At 43.2% G+C, this 19729-nt stretch carries 23 protein-coding genes and 1 pseudogene; 19 read left to right on the forward strand and 5 right to left on the reverse strand.

The window, feature by feature from the left end; genetic code table 11:
- Positions 1 to 305: 305 nt before the first annotated feature.
- A pseudogene (locus ACZM6M_RS02745) lies at positions 306 to 758 on the reverse strand (ABC transporter substrate-binding protein); the annotation flags it as partial.
- 415 nt (positions 759 to 1173) lie between these two features.
- Here ACZM6M_RS02745 and ACZM6M_RS02750 point away from each other — a divergent pair.
- From ACZM6M_RS02750 to purD, 10 genes are all read left to right on the forward strand, one after another.
- The gene (locus ACZM6M_RS02750; RefSeq protein WP_066549853.1) at positions 1174 to 1986 is read left to right on the forward strand and encodes a Cof-type HAD-IIB family hydrolase; all 813 of its coding nucleotides are present in this window, start codon (positions 1174 to 1176) and stop codon (positions 1984 to 1986) included.
- A gap of 154 nt (positions 1987 to 2140) precedes the next feature.
- Positions 2141 to 2818, forward strand: coding sequence for an orotate phosphoribosyltransferase (gene pyrE, locus ACZM6M_RS02755; RefSeq protein ID WP_066549850.1), 678 nt, complete (start codon positions 2141 to 2143; stop codon positions 2816 to 2818).
- A 53-nt stretch (positions 2819 to 2871) separates the two neighbouring features.
- Positions 2872 to 3021, forward strand: coding sequence for a hypothetical protein (locus tag ACZM6M_RS02760; RefSeq protein WP_489489626.1), 150 nt, complete (start codon positions 2872 to 2874; stop codon positions 3019 to 3021).
- A gap of 13 nt (positions 3022 to 3034) precedes the next feature.
- Positions 3035 to 3508 carry a VanZ family protein gene (locus ACZM6M_RS02765; RefSeq protein ID WP_066549846.1) on the forward strand — a complete coding sequence of 158 codons (474 nt, stop codon included), beginning with the start codon at positions 3035 to 3037 and terminating at the stop codon, positions 3506 to 3508.
- A gap of 5 nt (positions 3509 to 3513) precedes the next feature.
- Positions 3514 to 3831, forward strand: a complete 318-nt coding sequence (locus tag ACZM6M_RS02770; protein WP_331624741.1) for a DUF6142 family protein — start codon at positions 3514 to 3516, stop codon at positions 3829 to 3831.
- 14 nt (positions 3832 to 3845) lie between these two features.
- Positions 3846 to 5936, forward strand: a complete 2091-nt coding sequence (locus ACZM6M_RS02775; RefSeq protein WP_419504403.1) for an aminopeptidase — start codon at positions 3846 to 3848, stop codon at positions 5934 to 5936.
- Positions 5937 to 6081: 145 nt separating this feature from the next.
- Positions 6082 to 6594: a 5-(carboxyamino)imidazole ribonucleotide mutase gene (purE, locus tag ACZM6M_RS02780; protein ID WP_066549830.1), complete on the forward strand. Its 513-nt coding sequence runs from the start codon at positions 6082 to 6084 to the stop codon at positions 6592 to 6594.
- 19 nt (positions 6595 to 6613) lie between these two features.
- Positions 6614 to 7645: a phosphoribosylformylglycinamidine cyclo-ligase gene (purM, locus tag ACZM6M_RS02785; protein ID WP_419504408.1), complete on the forward strand. Its 1032-nt coding sequence runs from the start codon at positions 6614 to 6616 to the stop codon at positions 7643 to 7645.
- Complete coding sequence (gene purN / locus ACZM6M_RS02790; protein WP_419504404.1) at positions 7639 to 8232, forward strand: phosphoribosylglycinamide formyltransferase; 594 nt, start codon at positions 7639 to 7641, stop codon at positions 8230 to 8232. Before purM ends, purN begins: the two co-directional genes overlap by 7 nt.
- A 16-nt stretch (positions 8233 to 8248) precedes the next feature.
- Positions 8249 to 9523: a phosphoribosylamine--glycine ligase gene (gene purD / locus ACZM6M_RS02795; protein WP_066549824.1), complete on the forward strand. Its 1275-nt coding sequence runs from the start codon at positions 8249 to 8251 to the stop codon at positions 9521 to 9523.
- 62 nt (positions 9524 to 9585) lie between these two features.
- Here purD and ACZM6M_RS02800 read toward each other — a convergent pair whose 3' ends face one another.
- Positions 9586 to 9840: a hypothetical protein gene (locus ACZM6M_RS02800; RefSeq protein ID WP_337934150.1), complete on the reverse strand. Its 255-nt coding sequence runs from the start codon at positions 9838 to 9840 to the stop codon at positions 9586 to 9588.
- 170 nt (positions 9841 to 10010) lie between these two features.
- Between ACZM6M_RS02800 and ACZM6M_RS02805 the strand changes: the two genes are divergently transcribed.
- The 3 genes from ACZM6M_RS02805 (at position 10011) to ACZM6M_RS02815 (ending at position 11526) form a co-directional block, all read left to right on the forward strand.
- Positions 10011 to 10271 (forward strand): hypothetical protein, encoded by a 261-nt coding sequence (locus ACZM6M_RS02805; protein ID WP_489489630.1) that lies wholly within the window; start codon positions 10011 to 10013, stop codon positions 10269 to 10271.
- A 124-nt stretch (positions 10272 to 10395) separates the two neighbouring features.
- Complete coding sequence (locus ACZM6M_RS02810) at positions 10396 to 10677, forward strand: hypothetical protein (RefSeq protein ID WP_178276282.1); 282 nt, start codon at positions 10396 to 10398, stop codon at positions 10675 to 10677.
- A 48-nt stretch (positions 10678 to 10725) separates the two neighbouring features.
- Positions 10726 to 11526 carry a DUF5677 domain-containing protein gene (locus ACZM6M_RS02815; RefSeq protein ID WP_296039024.1) on the forward strand — a complete coding sequence of 267 codons (801 nt, stop codon included), beginning with the start codon at positions 10726 to 10728 and terminating at the stop codon, positions 11524 to 11526.
- A 178-nt stretch (positions 11527 to 11704) separates the two neighbouring features.
- On the opposite strand, the gene ACZM6M_RS02820 is transcribed toward ACZM6M_RS02815, so the two are convergent.
- Together ACZM6M_RS02820 and ACZM6M_RS02825 are read right to left on the reverse strand one after the other, a co-directional pair.
- On the reverse strand, positions 11705 to 13000 hold the full coding sequence (locus ACZM6M_RS02820) for a tyrosine-type recombinase/integrase (RefSeq protein ID WP_024738906.1): 1296 nt from the start codon (positions 12998 to 13000) through the stop codon (positions 11705 to 11707).
- Between the two features lie 86 nt (positions 13001 to 13086).
- The gene (locus ACZM6M_RS02825) at positions 13087 to 13716 is read right to left on the reverse strand and encodes a helix-turn-helix domain-containing protein (protein ID WP_024738907.1); all 630 of its coding nucleotides are present in this window, start codon (positions 13714 to 13716) and stop codon (positions 13087 to 13089) included.
- 175 nt (positions 13717 to 13891) lie between these two features.
- Here ACZM6M_RS02825 and ACZM6M_RS02830 point away from each other — a divergent pair, with 175 nt between their 5' ends.
- The 6 genes from ACZM6M_RS02830 (at position 13892) to ACZM6M_RS02855 (ending at position 19244) form a co-directional block, all read left to right on the forward strand.
- A complete protein-coding gene (locus ACZM6M_RS02830) occupies positions 13892 to 14122 on the forward strand; it encodes a helix-turn-helix domain-containing protein (protein ID WP_002578307.1) in 231 nt (76 codons plus the stop codon).
- A 146-nt stretch (positions 14123 to 14268) separates the two neighbouring features.
- Positions 14269 to 14583 carry a hypothetical protein gene (locus ACZM6M_RS02835; protein WP_055247530.1) on the forward strand — a complete coding sequence of 105 codons (315 nt, stop codon included), beginning with the start codon at positions 14269 to 14271 and terminating at the stop codon, positions 14581 to 14583.
- Positions 14584 to 14911: 328 nt separating this feature from the next.
- A complete protein-coding gene (locus ACZM6M_RS02840) occupies positions 14912 to 16633 on the forward strand; it encodes a MobA/MobL family protein (RefSeq protein WP_055247534.1) in 1722 nt (573 codons plus the stop codon).
- Positions 16572 to 17321 carry a DUF6040 family protein gene (locus ACZM6M_RS02845; protein WP_009243742.1) on the forward strand — a complete coding sequence of 250 codons (750 nt, stop codon included), beginning with the start codon at positions 16572 to 16574 and terminating at the stop codon, positions 17319 to 17321. Before ACZM6M_RS02840 ends, ACZM6M_RS02845 begins: the two co-directional genes overlap by 62 nt.
- 155 nt (positions 17322 to 17476) lie before the next feature.
- The gene (locus ACZM6M_RS02850) at positions 17477 to 17935 is read left to right on the forward strand and encodes a MarR family transcriptional regulator (protein WP_117964067.1); all 459 of its coding nucleotides are present in this window, start codon (positions 17477 to 17479) and stop codon (positions 17933 to 17935) included.
- Positions 17925 to 19244, forward strand: a complete 1320-nt coding sequence (locus ACZM6M_RS02855) for an MATE family efflux transporter (protein WP_065217726.1) — start codon at positions 17925 to 17927, stop codon at positions 19242 to 19244. Before ACZM6M_RS02850 ends, ACZM6M_RS02855 begins: the two co-directional genes overlap by 11 nt.
- A 133-nt stretch (positions 19245 to 19377) precedes the next feature.
- Here ACZM6M_RS02855 and ACZM6M_RS02860 read toward each other — a convergent pair whose 3' ends face one another.
- The gene (locus ACZM6M_RS02860) at positions 19378 to 19614 is read right to left on the reverse strand and encodes a DUF6061 family protein (protein ID WP_002578301.1); all 237 of its coding nucleotides are present in this window, start codon (positions 19612 to 19614) and stop codon (positions 19378 to 19380) included.
- Positions 19615 to 19729: the final 115 nt, after the last annotated feature.

Here is a 19729-nt window from a genome sequence, read left to right on the forward strand (position 1 = left end):
ATTACTTTTCGCTATCTACTTCCAAAGACCGATTTTTTACTGTTTAAAAAGCAATTATTGCATATTTTTGACCGATATGAAAAGCAGAATTCAAATTTGAAATTAAATGATCTTTTTGAATATATGGGTTTTCCGATTAACTGGAAAAAGATAACAAAATTTCGCAAAATATAAGTGGAGATATTAACAAAATATTTCCACTTATATTTAAAGCTATTCTATTTGTTGCGACTTCTTCGCACTATTCAATCCATCCACCCAATTACACAAAATCACAATCGTCTCATAATTTACATTGATATATGTACGCCACCGGCTCTTCCTCCCAGCACCGTTTTACCCCTCAGATCCTGCCATTTAAAATCTTCCTCAGCCTGCCTTCCTACCAGAAAATTCCCGGCTCTCTGGGTCAGCTGGGCAAAGTTGACGGCAGGATCATCCGAACCTTCCTGATAAACATAGATGCTGGCTTCTGAACCCATAAAACCGATCTGGGCGTCTCCGGAGATTAAGGAGGTCATCACCTTGTCAGCGCCTCCGGCATTTACAAGAGTCAGATCAATGCCCTCCTCTTCAAAATAGCCCAGTTCAATGGCAGCGTACTGGGGGGCGTAGAAGATGGAGTGGGCTACTTCGCTGAGGGTGACGGCAGTCTGTCCGTCTGGGGAGAGGGAGGACTGGCAGCCAGAGAGGGACAGCGCAGCAAGGATTCCGGCTGTGAGAAGAGGCCAGAGTTTTCGGGTATGAGTTGCATACATAATGGAATCTCCTTGGATATGGTTTTATACTGTTATTGTATTGCATGTTTTGCATTAGGGTGAATCCGTTTGAGTTTCCGCATTTTGCACCGCACCCTGGGGTCTGGTGTGCAGGGCTCCGGTTTCCGGTCATAAGAAAGCCTAAGAGTCTGAAATTTTTCTAAAAACAAAAGCCATATCAAAAACTCGCTGCGCTCAAACAGGTTTGATATGGATTTTAACAAAAAATTTAATCTTCTAAGGTTTTCTAATGACCTTCAAAGTCGCCCTGCACACCAGACCCCAGGTCACATTGCAAAAAGCGGAAACTCAAGGGTGAATCCGGGCTTTTCTTACAGATGGTTATCTGGTAAAATAAAACGAATACAGCGGTTTCAACCGGCAGTTTAAATGAAAAATCAGGAGAATTTATAAAATGGAATATAAAATGATCGTCCTGGATCTGGACGGAACCCTCACAAACAGGGATAAAATTATTACTCCCAGAACGAAACAGGCTCTTATGGAAGCCCAGAAAATGGGAAAGATCGTGGTTCTGGCTTCCGGGCGGCCCACAGCAGGGATCAAGCCGCTGGCAGAGGAGCTTGAGCTTGCAGCGTACGGAAGCTATATTTTATCCTATAACGGCGGTATGATCACAAACTGCGGCACCGGGGAAGTGGTATTTTCCTCCCTGCTTCCCGTGGATTCAAATGAGAAAATCATCGGTCTGGCAGAGGAGTACGGAGTGGATATCCTGACCTATGAGGGGGAGGAGATCATCACAAACAACAAGGAATGTCCCTATGCTGTCAAGGAATCTAATATCAATCACCTGCCTCTGCGCCAGGTAGAAGACATGAAAGGCTATGTGTCCTTTCCGGTTCCAAAGTTTCTGATGCTGGATGACGGAGATTATCTGGTAACGGTGGAGCCGCGGGTAAAGGCTGCCATGGGCCGGGATTTCAGCGTCTACCGTTCAGAGCCATTTTTCCTGGAGGTTATGCCAAAGGGAATTGACAAGGCCCAGTCTTTGGGGCGGCTTTTAGAGCGGATCGGCATGAAACGGGAAGAGATGATCGCCTGTGGAGACGGCTATAATGACCTGACTATGATCCAGTATGCCGGTCTGGGAGTGGCCATGGAAAATGCGGTTCTTCCTGTGCGCAATGCAGCGGACTATATCACTGCTTCAAACAATGAGGACGGGGTGGGGCTGGTCGTAGAGAAATTTATGCTGGGAGGTTGAAATGAGGCTGCCGCAATCCCACTGGCTTTAGACGGTGGGGTAAGGCAGCGAGGTCTATGAAGCAGGAAGTTCATTGGCTTCAGACAATAGGTAGTTCACAATGCCCGCAATCTATGGTAAAATTAGGTAGAAGAAATGAAGGAGGTTTTATTACATGGAACAGTATAAGCAGGAATTTATTGAATTTATGGTAGAGAGCAATGTACTTAAGTTTGGAGATTTTACATTAAAGAGCGGACGTAAGTCCCCGTTTTTTATGAATGCAGGAGCATATGTGACAGGAACACAGCTGCGTAAGCTGGGCGAATATTATGCAAAGGCCATCCATGACAATTTTGGCCTGGATTTTGACGTGCTGTTTGGACCGGCTTATAAGGGTATCCCCTTAAGCGTGGCAACCACTATGGCGATCAGTGAGCTTTACGGAAAGGATATCCGTTATTGCTCCAACCGTAAGGAGGTAAAAGATCATGGCGATACAGGTATTCTTTTAGGAAGTCCTATTAAGGACGGAGACCGTGTGATGATCATCGAGGATGTAACCACCTCCGGTAAGTCTATCGAGGAGACCTTCCCCATCTTAAAGGCTCAGGGCGATGTGGAGATCAAGGGTCTGATCGTATCTTTAAACCGTATGGAACGTGGCAAGGGAACAAAGAGTGCTTTAGACGAGATCAAGGATCTCTATGGTTTCCCCACAGCAGCCATTGTTACCATGGCAGATGTGACCGAATACCTGTACAATAAGGAATGCGGTGGAAAAATTGTGATCAATGATACATTAAAGGCAGCCATTGACGCATACTATGCAGAGTATGGAGCGCAGGCGTGACCATTCGCTTAGAATGGAACCTGGCTGTACAAACCATGAAAGGCAGTAAAAATATGGAAAGAGTATATAAGACCATGCGCAATACCGGCGCCGGCTGTATTGCTGTGGGTATCATCATTGCAGTGATAGGACTGGCTGTGGGAATTATTTCAATCGTAAACGGTGCGCTGCTTTTAAAGCGCAAATCCGAGATTGAATTTTAACAGGCGGGCTGTGATGATCCGACATACCACCCCGCGCCAGAAGGCAGGATGGGTACTGTTTATACTGTATCTCTGCCTTCTGGCCTACTTTATGTTTTTTTCAGAATCCTTCGGACGAACGGAAACGGATCGGGAATATGCCTACAATCTGGTGCTTTTTAAAGAAATCGGCCGTTATTTCCGTTATTATGAGGTTCTCGGCTTCGGCCTTTTTATGATCAATATTGTAGGTAATATCGCAGCCTTTATCCCTTTTGGTTTCTTTCTGCCCATTATCAGCAAAAGAAGCCGCCTGTGGTATAATACAGTGATGTTCGGCTTTATATGGAGCCTGATGTTAGAAACCCTTCAGCTGATCCTGCGGGTGGGAAGCTTTGATGTGGACGATATGTTCCTGAATACGCTGGGAGCCGGTATTGGCTTTTATATTCATGGGATCGCTCATTATGTGAGGGTTCTCATCCATTACAGGAGGTGGAAGCGTTGAGACAGGTGGGAAATAAAATATCCTATGTGAGAAATCCCTTTGCAAGACAGAGCTTCTTCTGTCTGGGACTGGGAATCCTGGCACTAGGGCTGGGAACTTTCAGCATTTATCTTTCCTTAAAGGGAGCCGGACAGGGAGGATTAAATACAGGAGCCTACGGGTTTTCCAGCATTGTGGCTGCTGCGGCAGGCCTGTGGTATGGTATCCTTTCATTTACGGAGGATAACTGCAACTATATCCTGGCTAAGATCGGAATCGCCCTGGAGGGCATTCTTATTATTATCTGGGCTGTGATTCTTATCATAGGATTTACAGGACGGTAGAGTAGGAGTTTTCTATGGATTACAGAATATTATTACGGGAAGAGAATGAAGCCGTAAGGGAACGCCTGGAGCTTTCTCTGGATCGTATCCGTTCGATTAAGGAGGAGGATGCTCGTCTGCCATACGGCCTTTATTTTAAACGGACCGCCGGATTCTTAGGCATGATCCGTGAGCTTTTAACTGCCAGGGGAATTGGGGAGAAAGAACTGCCGGAGAGCTGGGAGAAGCTTTCCTTAGAGGAGCTTTCAGACTGGAATCACCGCCTTTATGAGGATATTCTCCCTGAAAATTATGGGGAGAGCTTTGCCAATCCTGATTATGCGGCAGACTGTCTGGGGAAGGAATTTGGCCCTCTTTTATCCTTTCTTTATACAGAACTCAGGGGCTGCATTGTGTATGCCTTTGAAATGCGCCTGGAATATATTGCGATTTTGTGCGAGACCTTTTTAGAGGTTTATAACCTTTTTACCCAGGCATGGGAGGAGGAAAATGAGACTCCCAGGGAGCAGGCGGTACGGGATGCGCTGTACTGGTATGTGAGCGATTATGTAGATCTGCATCTGCCATGGCGGATCAGAGAAGGGCTGGATCCTGCTTTAAGCTTTGCAGCAGATATCATTATGGATTCAGACCTGACAGATCTGCGCTATCTGTATCAGTACGGAGAGTATGTTTCTGATTCAGAGCGTAGGCTGGCAGCGTTTATGGCTTCGCTGCCGGAGGAAACCATTGAAAAAATGGCCCATACCTATACAGAAGGCTACCGCCGCGGCTTTGAGGTAATGGGCAGGGATCTTTCAAAGAAAAAGACAGTGGTAGTGGAATACCAGCTGGGATTTGAGTGCATGATCCGCCGTGCAGTGGAGCAGTTTCGCAGCCTGGGGCTGGAACCGGTCTGCTATCGTGCCGCAGTGGAGTCATTAAACCGCCGTTCAAACGGCAAAAGGGGATATTACGGTACGTCTGCCAACCGCCAGTATGATTATGACCACCGCTATGACAGCGCCCTGTATATGGGAAATGCTTTTAAGGAGCGCAAGCTGTCTATTTTAAAAACCGCTTATGAGGAATATAAAGACCTGGCAGCTATGTGTGCCGGTCCGGCTGTGGTGGAAACCTTTGGGGAAGAGGAATTTGAGCCGGTAAATAAGAAGACTGCGTTTTCTTTAAATGATCACCAGCAGGAGCTGACTCTTTCCTATGCCACTGCATCCAGGCAGATCGTGAACCAGTATATGCCCGGAGATGAGACCAGTTTTACCATCATCGCATTTCCAAGACCGGAGATCGGGCCTGATTTTGAGGAGATTTTTAAGGAAACTATCCGGATCAATACTTTGGATTACGATACCTACCAGAAAATCCAGCAGACGCTTATTGATGCATTGGATCAGGCGGAGTATGTGCGGATCACAGGACGGGAGGGTAATGAAACCGATCTGACTGTTCATCTGCACACTTTAAATGACCCTTCCAGGGAAACAAACTTTGAAAACTGTGTTTCCGATGTAAATATTCCTCTGGGGGAAGTCTTTACTTCTCCGGTATTAGAGGGAACAAAGGGCCTGCTTCATGTGAAGGAGGTCTATGTGAGGGAGTATCTCTTTAAGGATCTTCGTCTGGAGTTTGAGGATGGAAGGGTGACGGAGTTTTCCTGCAGAAATTTCGATTCAGGAAAAGAACTGGTAAAGCAGGTAATCTTAAACGGTCACAGTTGGCTTCCCTTAGGCGAGTTCGCTATTGGAACCAACACCGCAGCTTATGCCATGGCAAAAAAATACAACATCGGCAGCAAGCTTCCTATCCTGATCGCAGAAAAGACAGGGCCTCACTTTGCAGTGGGAGATACCTGCTACAGCTTTGCCGAGGATTCACCCATGTACAATCCTGACGGAAAAGAAGTGATTGCCAGGGACAATGAGATTTCCCTTTTAAGAAAAGAAGATATGTCCAGAGCCTATTTCAGCTGTCATACAGATATTACCATTCCTTATAATGAACTGGGGGATATCACGGCTGTAAAGGCAGACGGAAGTGAAATTCTGCTGATTCAGGCCGGCCAGTTTGTGTTGCCTGGAACAGAGGAATTAAACCGGGCGCTGTAATGCGCCCTTTTTTAAGCTTCTTTTTTAAAAGAATAGTATTGACGTTGCCAGAGTTTCTTAGTATTATAATTATAAGTAACATTAAGATATAAAAAGATACTTATTAGAAAAGCTAATATTTATTATTAGAAAAGGAGATTGAAACATGGCAAAAGTAGGAATTGTAATGGGCAGCGACTCAGATATGCCGGTTATGGCAAAGGCAGCGGAGATCCTGGATCAGCTGGGAATTGATTATGAGATGACGATTATCTCTGCCCACAGAGAGCCGGATATCTTCTTTCAGTGGGCAAAGAGCGCCGAGGAAAAGGGCTTTAAGGTAATTATCGCAGGAGCTGGAAAGGCAGCCCATCTGCCGGGTATGTGTGCAGCTGTATTCCCCCTTCCCGTGATCGGTATTCCTATGAAGACCTCAGACCTGGGCGGCGTAGATTCCCTTTATTCCATCGTACAGATGCCAAGCGGCATTCCCGTTGCCACTGTAGCCATCAACGGAGGAGCCAATGCAGGCATCCTTGCGGCAAAGATCCTTGCTGCTTCTGATTCAGGGCTTCTTGAAAAGCTTAAATTGTATTCCGAGGGCCTTAAAAATGATGTGGTAAAAAAGGCGGAAAAGCTGGAAAAACTGGGTTATAAAGAATACCTTGCACAGATGTAAAGGAGAGGATGAGATGATGATGGATTATAAGAAAGCCGGAGTAGATATAGAGGCGGGTTACAAGTCCGTAGAGCTGATGAAAGAGCACGTAAAGAAAACCATGCGGCCGGAGGTATTAGGCGGTCTGGGCGGATTTTCAGGGGCGTTTTCCCTGTCAAAGATTAAGGACATGGAGGATCCAGTGCTTTTATCCGGTACAGACGGATGCGGTACCAAGGTGAAGCTGGCGATCATCATGGATAAGCATAACACCATCGGTATTGATGCGGTGGCCATGTGCGTAAACGATATTGCCTGCGCCGGAGGCGAGCCTTTATTTTTCCTGGATTACATTGCCTGCGGAAAGAATTATCCTGAAAAGATTGCCGACATCGTAAAGGGAGTGGCTGAAGGGTGCTTACAGTCTGAGGCTGCCTTGATTGGAGGCGAGACGGCAGAGCATCCGGGACTGATGCCTGAGGATGATTACGATCTGGCAGGCTTTGCAGTCGGTGTCTGCGACCGGAAGGAAATGATCACAGGAGAGAGCTTAAAGGCAGGAGACGTGCTCATCGGTATGGCATCCACCGGCGTACATTCTAATGGTTTTTCACTGGTGCGCAAGGTATTTGAGCAGGAGATGACCGCAGAAGGATTAAATACCTATTATGACTGCCTGGGAAAGACTCTTGGAGAAGCCCTTTTGGCGCCTACCCGTATCTATGTAAAAGCATTAAAGAGTATTAAAAAGGCCGGAGTGGCCGTAAAGGCCTGCAGCCACATTACCGGAGGCGGTTTTTATGAAAATGTGCCCCGTATGTTAAAGGACGGCGTCCGTGCAGTGATTAAAAAGGACAGCTATGAGGTTCCGGCAATCTTTAAGCTTTTACAGGAAAAGGGAAATATTGCGGAAGAAATGATGTACAACACCTTCAATATGGGAATCGGTATGATCGTGGCAGTTGACCCGGCAGATGCAGAGAAGGCTATGGAGGCCATCCGGGCGGCCGGAGATACTCCTTATGTGATCGGCTCCATTGAAGAGAGCGAAAAGGGAGTGGCCTTATGTTAAGAACAGGGATAATGGTATCCGGCGGAGGCACTAATCTGCAGGCAATTCTGGACGCCGTTGACAGCGGGAAGATCACAGACACGGAAATCAGTGTAGTGATCAGCAACAATCCCGGCGCTTATGCCTTAGAGCGGGCCAGAACGCACGGCATTGAGGCTGTATGTATATCTCCGAAGGAGTTTGAGAGCAGGGAAGCCTTTAACAGGGCCTTTCTTGAAAAAGTAGATAAATATAAGCTGGATCTTGTCGTGCTGGCGGGCTTTTTGGTAAAAATTCCTGAGGCTATGGTGAAAAAATATGAGGGAAGGATCATCAATATCCATCCGTCCCTGATCCCATCCTTCTGCGGTGTAGGCTATTATGGACTGAAGGTTCATGAGGAAGCGCTGAGAAGAGGCGTAAAGGTCACAGGTGCAACGGTACATTATGTGGACGGCGGTATGGATACGGGGCCGATCATTCTGCAGAAGGCAGTAGAGGTGGAAAAGGGAGATACTCCTGAAATCCTGCAGAGACGGGTCATGGAGCAGGCAGAATGGATTATTCTTCCAAAAGCAATCCAGATGATCGCCCATGGGGAAGTATAGGAGAGGAAGAGTTGATATGAAGATTCTGATCATAGGAGGCGGCGGAAGAGAGCATGCCATTGCATGGAAGCTTTCAAAAAGCCCCAGAGTAGAAAAAATTTACTGTGCTCCCGGAAATGCGGGAATCGCAGAGATTGCAGAATGCGTCAATATCGGCGTGATGGAATTTGACCGGCAGGTGGCCTTTGCAAAGGAGCATGGGATTGACTTAACCGTAGTAGCTCCGGATGATCCTCTGGCAGCAGGAGCCGTAGATGCCTTTGAGGCGGCAGGACTGCGTGCCTTCGGCCCCAGAGCAAATGCAGCGATTCTGGAGGGTTCCAAGGCATTTTCAAAGGATCTGATGAAAAAATACAATATCCCCACAGCGGCTTACGAAACCTTCACAGACCCGGAGGAGGCCATCAAATACCTGGAAACTGCCAGAATGCCCATCGTATTAAAGGCAGACGGCCTGGCTCTGGGAAAAGGCGTTTTAATCTGCAGTAATCTGGAAGAAGCAAAGGAAGGGGTACGCACCCTGATGCTGGATAAGCAGTTTGGCTCTGCCGGAGACGAGATCGTAATCGAGGAATTTATGACCGGACGGGAGGTTTCCGTCTTATCCTTTGTGGATGGAAAGACCATCAAAATCATGACTTCTGCTCAGGATCACAAGCGGGCAAAGGATGGGGATCAGGGATTAAATACAGGCGGAATGGGCACATTTTCCCCAAGTCCCTTCTATACCTCCGAGGTAGATGCATTCTGCAGGGAAAAGATCTATCAGCCTACGGTGGATGCCATGAGAGCGGAGGGCAGAGAATTTAAGGGGATCATTTTCTTTGGTCTGATGCTCACTGAAGATGGCCCCAAGGTGCTGGAGTACAACGCCCGCTTCGGTGATCCGGAGACCCAGGTGGTGCTCCCAAGGATGAAAAACGATCTGGCAGATCTTTTTGAAGCCTGCATTGACGGCACTCTGGATCAGGTGGAACTGGAATTTGAGGACAATGCAGCCGTATGCGTAGTCCTGGCATCGGACGGATATCCGGAGCACTATGAAAAGGGCTATCCTATTTCCGGCCTGGAGCGTTTTAAGGATGCAGACGGATATTTTGTATTCCATGCAGGCACAAAATTAAACGATCAGGGCCAGATCGTCACAAACGGCGGCCGGGTGCTGGGCGTCACAGCCACAGGAGGCGATCTCAAAGAGGCCCGTGCCAATGCTTACAAGGCAACCGAGTGGGTGGAATTTGGGAATAAATATATGAGAAATGATATCGGTCATGCCATTGATGAGGTTTGAGGTTCGTTTGGGGGATTTGTTAATTCCCATTATAACGGAAACAAAGAGCAAAAACACATATGTCATAATAAATTGGAAAAGACCACGGACAGTCGGTAAACCCTGACTGGCTGTGGTTTTTTCTTTTCTGCAGCAAAAACATATTGTGCCGCAGCAGGTACGAAAAATGGGAAAAGTATTTTCAAACGGTCGCTTATTTCTTTTTTAATAGAAAAAGCCAAAAATCCAGAAAACGCCTGTTTCCTTTTGTGTTCCTGAACATGTGAAATTACCTCCTGAAAACGAATATAAAAAAGCCCGGATCTTCTCCGAGCCACCTAAAAGGCACCTGCGTATATAATTTTATTTTATTCCGGACATTTCTTTTCTATACTCAGTATTCTGAAATATACTCAGAACCTGTTTATGTCAGCCTGCATTGCTACCACCTCATATTTACGCTCATCGTTCGATGAAAAAATCAGAAGAAGAGTAAAAGAGAGACAATATGGCTACTTTGGAAGAAAAGTTAAGATGGGCGGAGGAAGATTTCAGGGCACAGGTCAGGGAAGAACGATTGGCGTATGCATCGCTGACCTGGCTGATCGGGAAGGTGTGTAAAAAGGCATTAAAAGGCAAGGATGCAGTCACGATTGCAAATGAGCTGGAGGAAGATGATGTGGGAAAGGTGCAGAGAATCATGGATGTGGCAAAATCGTGTGCTCCAGACTATGATGTGGAAGAAATCTATAAAAAGCTGATGGAGTAATGGGAATAGTAGTATGGGATTTTAAGGTGTTCGATTTGTCGGATCAGTTGAACATGGGATTATAGTTGTGATATAATCCTGTCAGGAATCCGTAATTTTTAACATATAAAATGGGAGTGGATAAATGAGCATGAGCGACATGGAGTTTAGAGCGGTTTTGTTAGATCAAATGAAGGACTATCTGGACGGAAGAATCACGAAAGAAGAATATTACGATCAAGCAGAACCCTTTTATACGGAATATGCAAATACTTATGAAAATCCGCTGTTTCACAAGTGCTTTATGGATACAGTACCGGAAGCCTGTTTATTTTATATTGATGAGCCTGGTCTGACTTCGGAAATAAAAGAATCAAAATTCCATGAAGCATTGCAGGAAGCGTATGTGGCATTACAGAAACTTTGATTTAGAGTCTGACGCTAATAGAATTGAATGAAATCATGAGGAGATCAGATGACACAAGAGGATATTATATTAAAATTCCGCATAGATGAATTAGAAGAGTGTTTAGATTTAATAGAAGACGAGATATCGGATAAGATAAATCATGGCCATTATAAGCAGGAAGAATCGTATATGAATCTTGTTTTAAACTGCACGGGAAAAAGTCTTTTGACTCTCCGTGAATTGATTTTATTATGTAAAAATGGTTTTCCGGATGGAGCCCTTGGCCTGGCCCGTAATTTGTTTGAACAGTTCATTATTATCTCTGTATTTGAAGCACAGTGTGAAGGTGTTGATAGAGACAGAATGGTAGAGAAATATTATGCTGATTATAATGTGCAAAGATATAAAAATTTAAAAACAATGTGCAGGTACGCAGGACAAAAAGAAAAAATGCAGGACTACGAGAACGAGCTTGCGAAATTGCGGAAACAATTTTCTGTAAGCAAATTAAAAGATTATTGGTGGTCAGGTCATTACTCTTTTACAGATATGTGCGAATATGTCATCGAACATACAGATGGAAATTACAAAACGATGGTTATAAATTTATACTTCGCATATAAGAGAGCCTGCTGTTCTTTACATGCCAGTAATTTTGGAAATACAAACAGGCTTGGTAACTGCTTAGCAACAATTGATCTCAGTCCTTTGGATGAAGGACAAGAGTATGCATTAGACTTAGCAATAAAGTCATTCATTATGGTTGTGGCAGTTATGTATAGAGAGTTAGGAATGGACTATAAGAAATCAAATAAAAAACTAAATCAACTGGCGACATTTTATCAGAGTATTACTCAAAAAGAGTGATAGAAATAGCAAGTAAAAATACTCTTTTTTAGGTTCATAAATTGGGATTTGTGGAGAGATTTCCTGAACTTTCCTTATTTTACAGGCTTTTCAGCCCATTAGATAGTGAAATGATATGTATTTTCCCTTATTTTTGCCCTTATGCGGAATCCGTAAGGGAAATAAGGGAAATTTTTGTTTAAGCGTTGCTCGCTACTTTATCAAGAAGTCTTGCGGAATCCCGTTTTGCTTTTCTTGTTGAGTGAGCGTAAATATTCATTGTGGTACTGACATCAGAATGTCCTAACAGTTCCTGTACATCTTTCGGAGCCGCCCCGTTGGAGAGCAGGTTGCTGGTGTAGGTGTGACGTAACTGGTGGAAGTGAAAATCTTCAAATCCTTCCAGCTTCTTTGACACTGACCTGCAAGCAATGCCGAGTGTACTCGGCAGTTCCAGACTACCATCCGGTCTGAGGCAGACAAAGGATATTTCTTTATAATCTGCCGGGACTTCCTGCGTTCCGTCAAGGTGATAGTATTCATAATACACCCTGTTTTTTACATGCACCTCTTTGTAGTAGTTGCGGTGGTAAAGTTCCCCGTACTGCATCCGGCTTTTCAGTTGTTCCCGTCTTGCTGCTTTCAATATTTCAGTCAGTGTATCTCCAAAATCAACAATCCTTACTTTCTTTCGCTTGGTTGTTCCAATCACATTTTTATGCTTCGTTCCGTCATAACGGATACTGCGTTTTATGGTCAGGCATTGTTCTTCAAGGTTGATGTCCTGCCATGTAAGACCACAGGTTTCCCCGATACGAAGTCCTGCATAATATGCGATCTGAATCGGCAGAATTGCAGGTGGATTTTTCTTTTCCAGATACTTGATAAGCCGCTCGTAATCCTCATGTGAAATCGGCTGTGTACCTTCTTCTACCTCATCATCAGAAAAGAGGTCAACTTCCTCTGCCTGTCGTTTCAGCTTGATATATTGCATTGGATTGAAACTGATTAACTGTTTTGGAAATACTGCAAAACGGAAAGACTGCTGTAACACTGCGGAAAAAGAATGGATATAATCTTTGCTATATCCTTTTCGCACTTTTCCATCCGGAAACTCGCCACCGAATGTAAGCAGGTCGAGAAAACTCTGTAAATGTTCAGCGGTAACTGTTTTTAACTTTCGGTCTGCAATCGGGTGTTTTTTGATACATCGGATTGCACCAAGATAATTTTCCACTGTGCCATTGCTGAGTGTTCCGGCTTTCAGTTCTTCTTCCGCCCACATATCCAGAAGTTCTCCTACCGTAAGGCTTTCTGCCCTTGCGACAAACTTCTTATTTTCATAATCTTCCAGTGCTTTGCGGAGAAGCTTTTCCGTCTCACTTTTACTTTCGGTTCCGGCGTATTCTTTCTGAACCATTTTTCCGCTTGCGTCCTCTACATAGAAGCGATAGTACCATTTCTTTCCTTTTTTTCTAACAGATCCTTTTGCCATAACCGTATGTCTCCTTTCGATATCAGACAATCGGAACTGCTGAAATGCTTCTTGCGTGTAAGTATATCACAACTCCGGTTGTCTTACTATACCGATTCAGAATCCTCATACATAACTTCGGATAAAAGATTTGCAAGCCTTTGTTCTGCCGCTTCCGGTTTCTTTGAATAGAGCCTTACAACATCTGCCATATCGTTAAATGCGTTGACAGTATGCGTGATCTCCCTGAGAAACATAATCTCATTATATTCATCTTTCGATTCAAATCCCATTACTTTAGCAATGTCCGCATCTTTGGTACTGCCTTTGTAATTTTTACAGGCGAACTGAAACGAATCCAGAAACAGTTCATATTGCTTTAACATTAACAGCAGTAAGTCTTTAGAAAAAGCGTCTTCTGTTTTATTAAGATCAAGAGGTAACTGTTTGAGAATATCGCCCATCACATCACGAATCTGCAATTCTTTCTTATCCGTAATATCAGTTTCATATTCATCGGTTTCCCCTTTGAGCCATTCAATCGATACATGAAGTGCTTCCGAAAGACCTTCCAGTACCATCTTTTTGGTATTGTCAATCGAACCATTCTCATAACGCAGGATTGTGGAAGCGGTAACTCCCATCTTCTCTGCGACATAAGGCTGTGTCAGATTTAATTCGAGACGGCGCTGTTTTGCCCTGCTGCCGATCAGCTTGCGTAGTTCTTTATCTTTCATGCTGATGTGCCTCCTTTTTCGGTATGTCATTACTATACCACGCAATAAAATATATTGCAATATGCAATTAATAGAAAAAGAATAAAATTTCATAATGCTTGACAAAGAAATATAAACACGCTATACTGACAGCACAAATTAAATTGCATAATGCAATCAATAAGGAGGTGGTCATATGACGCAAAGAAAGATCGCCTTATCTATTGAGGAAGCTGCTGATTATACGGGAATTGGCAGGAACACCCTGCGAAAGTTGGTAGAGTGGAAGAAACTTCCGGTATTGAAGGTTGGGAGAAAAGTCCTGATCAAAACAGATATGCTGGAACTTTTTATGGAAGCCAACGAGGGCAGGGACTTGAGGGATAAGGGAAATGTGAAAGCCGTCACAAGAAACGGTTCCACTTAAAAAGGCGGTTCCCGAAGAAACCGCCAAAGGTTCTATCAGACCGGAGCCATGATATACCTACACGCAAGCAGATTATACCATGTACTTCGTCTGACAGACAACAGGAAACTTATGTTTGGTAGAAAAAAGAAAGGACGATGATATTTATGGCAAGATCAACAAAGAGTTATGAGGAGCGTATGCTCCAGTTGGAAAAAAGAGAACAGGAAAGCCTTGAGAAGGCGAAACAGTACGCAGCACAGAAACGGGAACTGAAGAAACGTCAGAAAGATGTGGAAACCAAAAAACGGACACACAGGCTCTGCCAGATTGGCGGTGCGGTGGAATCCGTGCTTGGATGTGCGATTGAGGAAGAGGATATTCCAAAGCTGGTCGGCTTCTTAAAAAGGCAGGAAGCAAATGGGAAATTCTTCTCAAAGGCAATGCAGAAAGAGCCAGTTGCAAATACGGAGGAAGTGTAATGCCGGAGGGAGTGGAGTTTCCATTCCCTTCATTGCTTTTTCATGAAGGGCGCACTTATGGACAACCAGAGGTCGTCCGTATAAGTTTGCCACAGGTGGCAACCGGTCTGCGCTTACGCTTGCCGGGCTCGTTCCGTCGGCGGGGCTTTCAGCCAGACCTGCTCATGCCGCAGGAGGCACTCTTCGCCAGAGGGGCACATTCCATGCAGGCTGTTATGCACAGGGCACTCTTACGCAGAGGGTGCTCCGGCAGATACCATTTTCTTTTAGGAAAAACGTTACCTGCCGGAAATCAAAGCCGGATACGGCAGAATGGGGGAAACGGAGCATGGCGATTTTTCATTATACAGTAAAGATTGTTGGACGCAGCAAAGGAAAATCCATCATATCGGCGTCTGCTTATCTCAATGGCGATGTGATGAAAAATGAAGAAACAGGCAGGATCAGCTACTATACTTCAAAAAAAGAAGTCGTTTATACCAGCCTGCTGATGTGTGAAAATGCACCACAGGAATGGCAGAATGTACCTGCTGAAAATATCAGACGGTTCCAGAAATCTGTCCGATATAAAAGGGCAGATAACCAAAATGCTGCACTGGAAAAATTCAAACTTACTTTTCAGAAGCAGCGTTTATGGAATGAAGTCTTGAGGATAGAAAAAAGTTCAGATGCACAACTCGGCAGGTCATTTGAGTTCTCACTTCCGAAAGAATGGAGCCGACAGGAACAGATTGATTATACAACTGAATATATTCAAAAGACCTTTGTAGATAAGGGAATGTGTGCGGATTGGAGTATCCACGATAAAGGAGATGGTAATCCCCATGTGCATTTACTGGTGACGATGCGACCATTCAATTCAGACCACTCATGGGGTAACAAAGAAATCAAGGATTGGGAGTTTGTCAGAGATGAAAATGGAAATATTGTGGTGGATGAATCCCATCCGGACTGGTGGCAGGATAAAAAGAACCCTGACCGTCATGGAATCCGAATCCCCGTACTTGATGAAAATGGAGTCCAGAAAGTCGGGACAAGGAACCGCAAACAGTGGAAACGTGTATTAACCGATGCTACCGGGTGGAACAATCCGAAAAATTGTGAGCTATGGCGGAGCGAATGGGCAAACGTCTGTAATGCACATTTGAAAACGGAAAATCACATTGACCACCGTTCTTATGCAAGGCAGGGGAAATTAGAGATACCGACGATCCATGAGGGCGCGGATGCCAGAAAAATTGATGAGAAATTTCAAAATGGGCAGACACAATCAGCGTCATGGAAAGTGGTAGAAAATCAGATCATAAAAAGACAAAATGCACTGCTGGATAAAATACAGATTTCTTTCGGAAAGGTATCCGGTGCATTGACACAATGGAAGGAGCGATTGGATGACATTAGAAGAAAGCCGGGAAGTCATTCCCATGATGGAGACAATGATAAACCAGATCGAGGAACAGCAGAATCTTATGGCAGCGATGGTACAGGAATTGCAGGAACGGGACAGGCAACTCCTGTCTTTTCAGGAGCAGAACCAGAGTTTAAAAAGCTTAAACAGCGAATTATCCAGGCTGCTAAATCTTTTGCCAGATACAGAAGAACTGCTCTCACAGATCGAGCAACAGAAAACCAGAATCGAACAGTTGGAAAACGAGAATCAGCAATGGCAGGAATTAACGCAGAAGCTGAACAACGAGAACAGCTTATTGCAGAAACAGAACAGCGAATTGCTGACCTTAAACAGCAGATAGAGAAAGCGAGGGAGATCGATGAGCGAATGCAGAAACTTAGAGAACGTCGGGCAGGTGGAAGAACTTCTGCTGATGACCGAACAGATGCAGGACGAACTGGATCAGAAAGACCAGACAATCCAGGAACTAAACAGGCAGCTAAGCGAATCGCTGACCTTGAACGAGAAATTGAACAGCGAAAACAGAGCCGAGAATATCGAAGCATTGCGGACAAGATTAAGGCAAACAGAGGAACGATTGACCAGCGAGACAGACAGCAGGAAAAGAGCCGACGCAGAAGCCGTGGCATGGAAATTTAAGTATGAAAAAGCAGAGCAGGAAAAACTTTATGCACAGACACACCAAAAGACGGTAGAGGTAGCTGTTGAGAAAAAAGTGCCTTATGAGAAATGTGAAAAATGTGACCGTACTGCTTACCGGAAAGCAAAAGAAAAATGCGATAGCCGTAAAAGCCAGTTAGAAAAGAAATATAAAAATATGACGATTGGTTATGAAAGTATCTTGTTTCTACTGGCATGGTACAGCATAACAACAACACTGTTTACTGCGATTCTTTCGCCGGTTTTCCTTAACGACTGTATCGTCTTTTTCGGTGCGTTAGGAAAAGGAATGGGAAGTTTATTTCGGGAGTTTGTGACAGGTGCAGACTCTTTCGGACAGTTAAGCAGTGGAATACCTAACAGTATTCTTTCCGGGATTGTGTACTGGCTGATTGCCGGTACTGTCATGGCAATTTTATTCGTAATAACCGGGTGGCTGATAATCGGGATTGGTTATCAGGTAGGAAAAATCTACCGGAAATATTGTTGGGATATCATCAGTATCGTGGTAGCGATAACGAGTACAGCTGTTGTAATTTACTTTGGAGAATGGATTAAAAACGCTAATCCGATAAATCTTATTGTATTGCTATTACTGTCGCATATTATTTATATTGGAATCAGATGTTATGTGAAAGACTGGATGGAAGAACGAGGATATTATTAAAAGAGGACAGGGAAATTTCATAATCTTCCTGTCCTTAGTAAGGGACTATTGATTGTTTATATAAAGAAAAAGTATATAAATAAATCTTGACAATTAGTACGAACTCGGACTATAATATAAAAGTCCGGATTCGTACTAGTTTAAGGAGGAAAAAGATGAGAAAAGATAATAATATGATAATACAGTTGCAACGATATTATGCTTTATGGAAAGAATGTACAGCAATGTATGAGGAATGGTCAAAGGATCAGGGACTGTCTTCAAATGGAATTTTTGCTTTGTATTCATTTTATGAAAGTAATGGAAGATGCACGCAGAAAATGATAAGTGAAGAATGGAATATACCTAAGCAAACGGTAAATACGATACTAAAAGATTTTCAGAAAAAAGGATACATCAATATGGTATCTGATGATTCAGACAAGAGAAATAAGCTGATATGCCTCACAGAATCAGGAATGGAATATACGAAAGATATCATAGAAAAACTGCACTCAAAAGAAATATATGTAATCGAAAAAATGGGATTAGAGAATATAGAAAGTCTTAATGATAATACAGAGCTGTTTATCAGACTTTTCAAGGAAGGAGATTGTAAGAAAAATGAATCATAAATCATTATTTTTTAAATATGTTATTCCATCTATTATAGCATTTGCATTATCAGGAATATATGCGATAGTGGATGGATATTTTGTAGGCAATACCATAGGAGATGCTGGACTTTCGGCTATTAATATTGCATATCCGATTGATGCTTTGATTCAGGCTCTTGGAACAGGAATTGGTATGGGAGGAGCTGTTTATTACTCAATTAATGCAGCAGAAAAGAAAGGAAAACGGGCAGAAGAATTTATTGCTACAAGCTGGTGGCTTCTTGTAATAGTAAGTGTTATCAGTACCATAATTATTTACTCCTTTTCGTCTAAAATTTTAGGATTGCTTGGAGCAGATGGAATTATATTAACAAATGCGACAGATTATATCAAAATTATAGCACTTGGAGCAATATTGCAGATTCTTGGAACTGGAATGATGCCATTCATTAGAAATTATGGAAACTCTTTCTGGTCAATGTTTGCGATGGTTGGTGGATTCATAACCAATATTGTTCTGGATTTTATCTTTGTATGGATATATGAAATGGGCATGAAAGGTGCAGCCACAGCTACAATAGCCGGACAGGGTGTGACTGCAGCAATTGCAATCATATACGCATTATATAATAAAAAGTTTTATGTGTATGTATCCTTAAAAAATGTAAAAGAAATGTGTGGCGCTATATTCAGAGTAGGTCTTGCACCATTTGGGCTAGCATTGACTCCTAATATTTCATTGGTGTTTATAAACCGATTCTCCGCTTCTTATGGGGGAGAAAAAGCTATTGCAACTTATGCATGTGTATCCTATATTATCTGTATCATATATCTCATATTGCAGGGCGTAGGTGATGGAAGTCAACCTTTAATGAGCCGTTTTTATGGTGAGAAGGATCAAGAAAGCCTGAGAGGAGTTCAGAGAATGGCATACATTTTTGCAATAATTCTTGCTGTTTGTGGTGGAATTATCATGTATGTAAACAGAGCAAATATTGGAGGGGTTTTCGGAGCTTCTTATGAAGTAAGTATTGAGATTTCTAAAATTTTACCTATATTTTTAGTGTCATTACCATTTGTTGCGATTACCAGAATAGCGACAGCTGGATTTTATGCTACTGAAAAAAGTGGATTGTCATACATTCTTACATTCATTGAACCAGTATTGATGCTGATATTTATGCTTGTTTTACCACCTTTATTTGGTGGACAGATTATGATATGGTGGAGTACGGTATTGGCACGTGTTTTTTCAGCGATTCTGGCATTCATACTAATAAAATATTGCGAAAAGGGAGATTTGCAATATGGAATACAGAAAATTTAACAATCAGATAGTAGCAAGAATAATCTAGGTTTATCTATTGTATTTTTAAGGACAGCCTCATAGCAATAGGGCTGTCCTTTTAAAATTATGAAGCTAATTTTTAATAAATTCTAGTAGATTTTGATTGGAATAATCATAACTCTAATGAATCTTCAGCATCTACCCACATCTGTAAATTCCCATCAAGATATAACCTTGCATATTCTAATGGCTCATCGATTGCAAGCGATGTCAAAGCACAATCAGATCCAGGTGTGGTTCTTAAATTTTTTTCTGCTTCCCAACAATCAATACGGAGTATATAGCCCGTATTAGTATATACATCAATGCTGTTGCACTGTGGATTGTATTCTGCAAATATTGTTCTCATCGTATCCCATCTCCTTATCATTTAATCAATCAGTAGTAGCAAAAATTAAGAAGCATTTCAATCAGTTCACCATGTCACTTTTATTTTGTGTTATACTGTCTTATAGATTTTTCTT

The sequence above is a fragment of the Enterocloster sp. genome, from assembly GCF_057861365.1.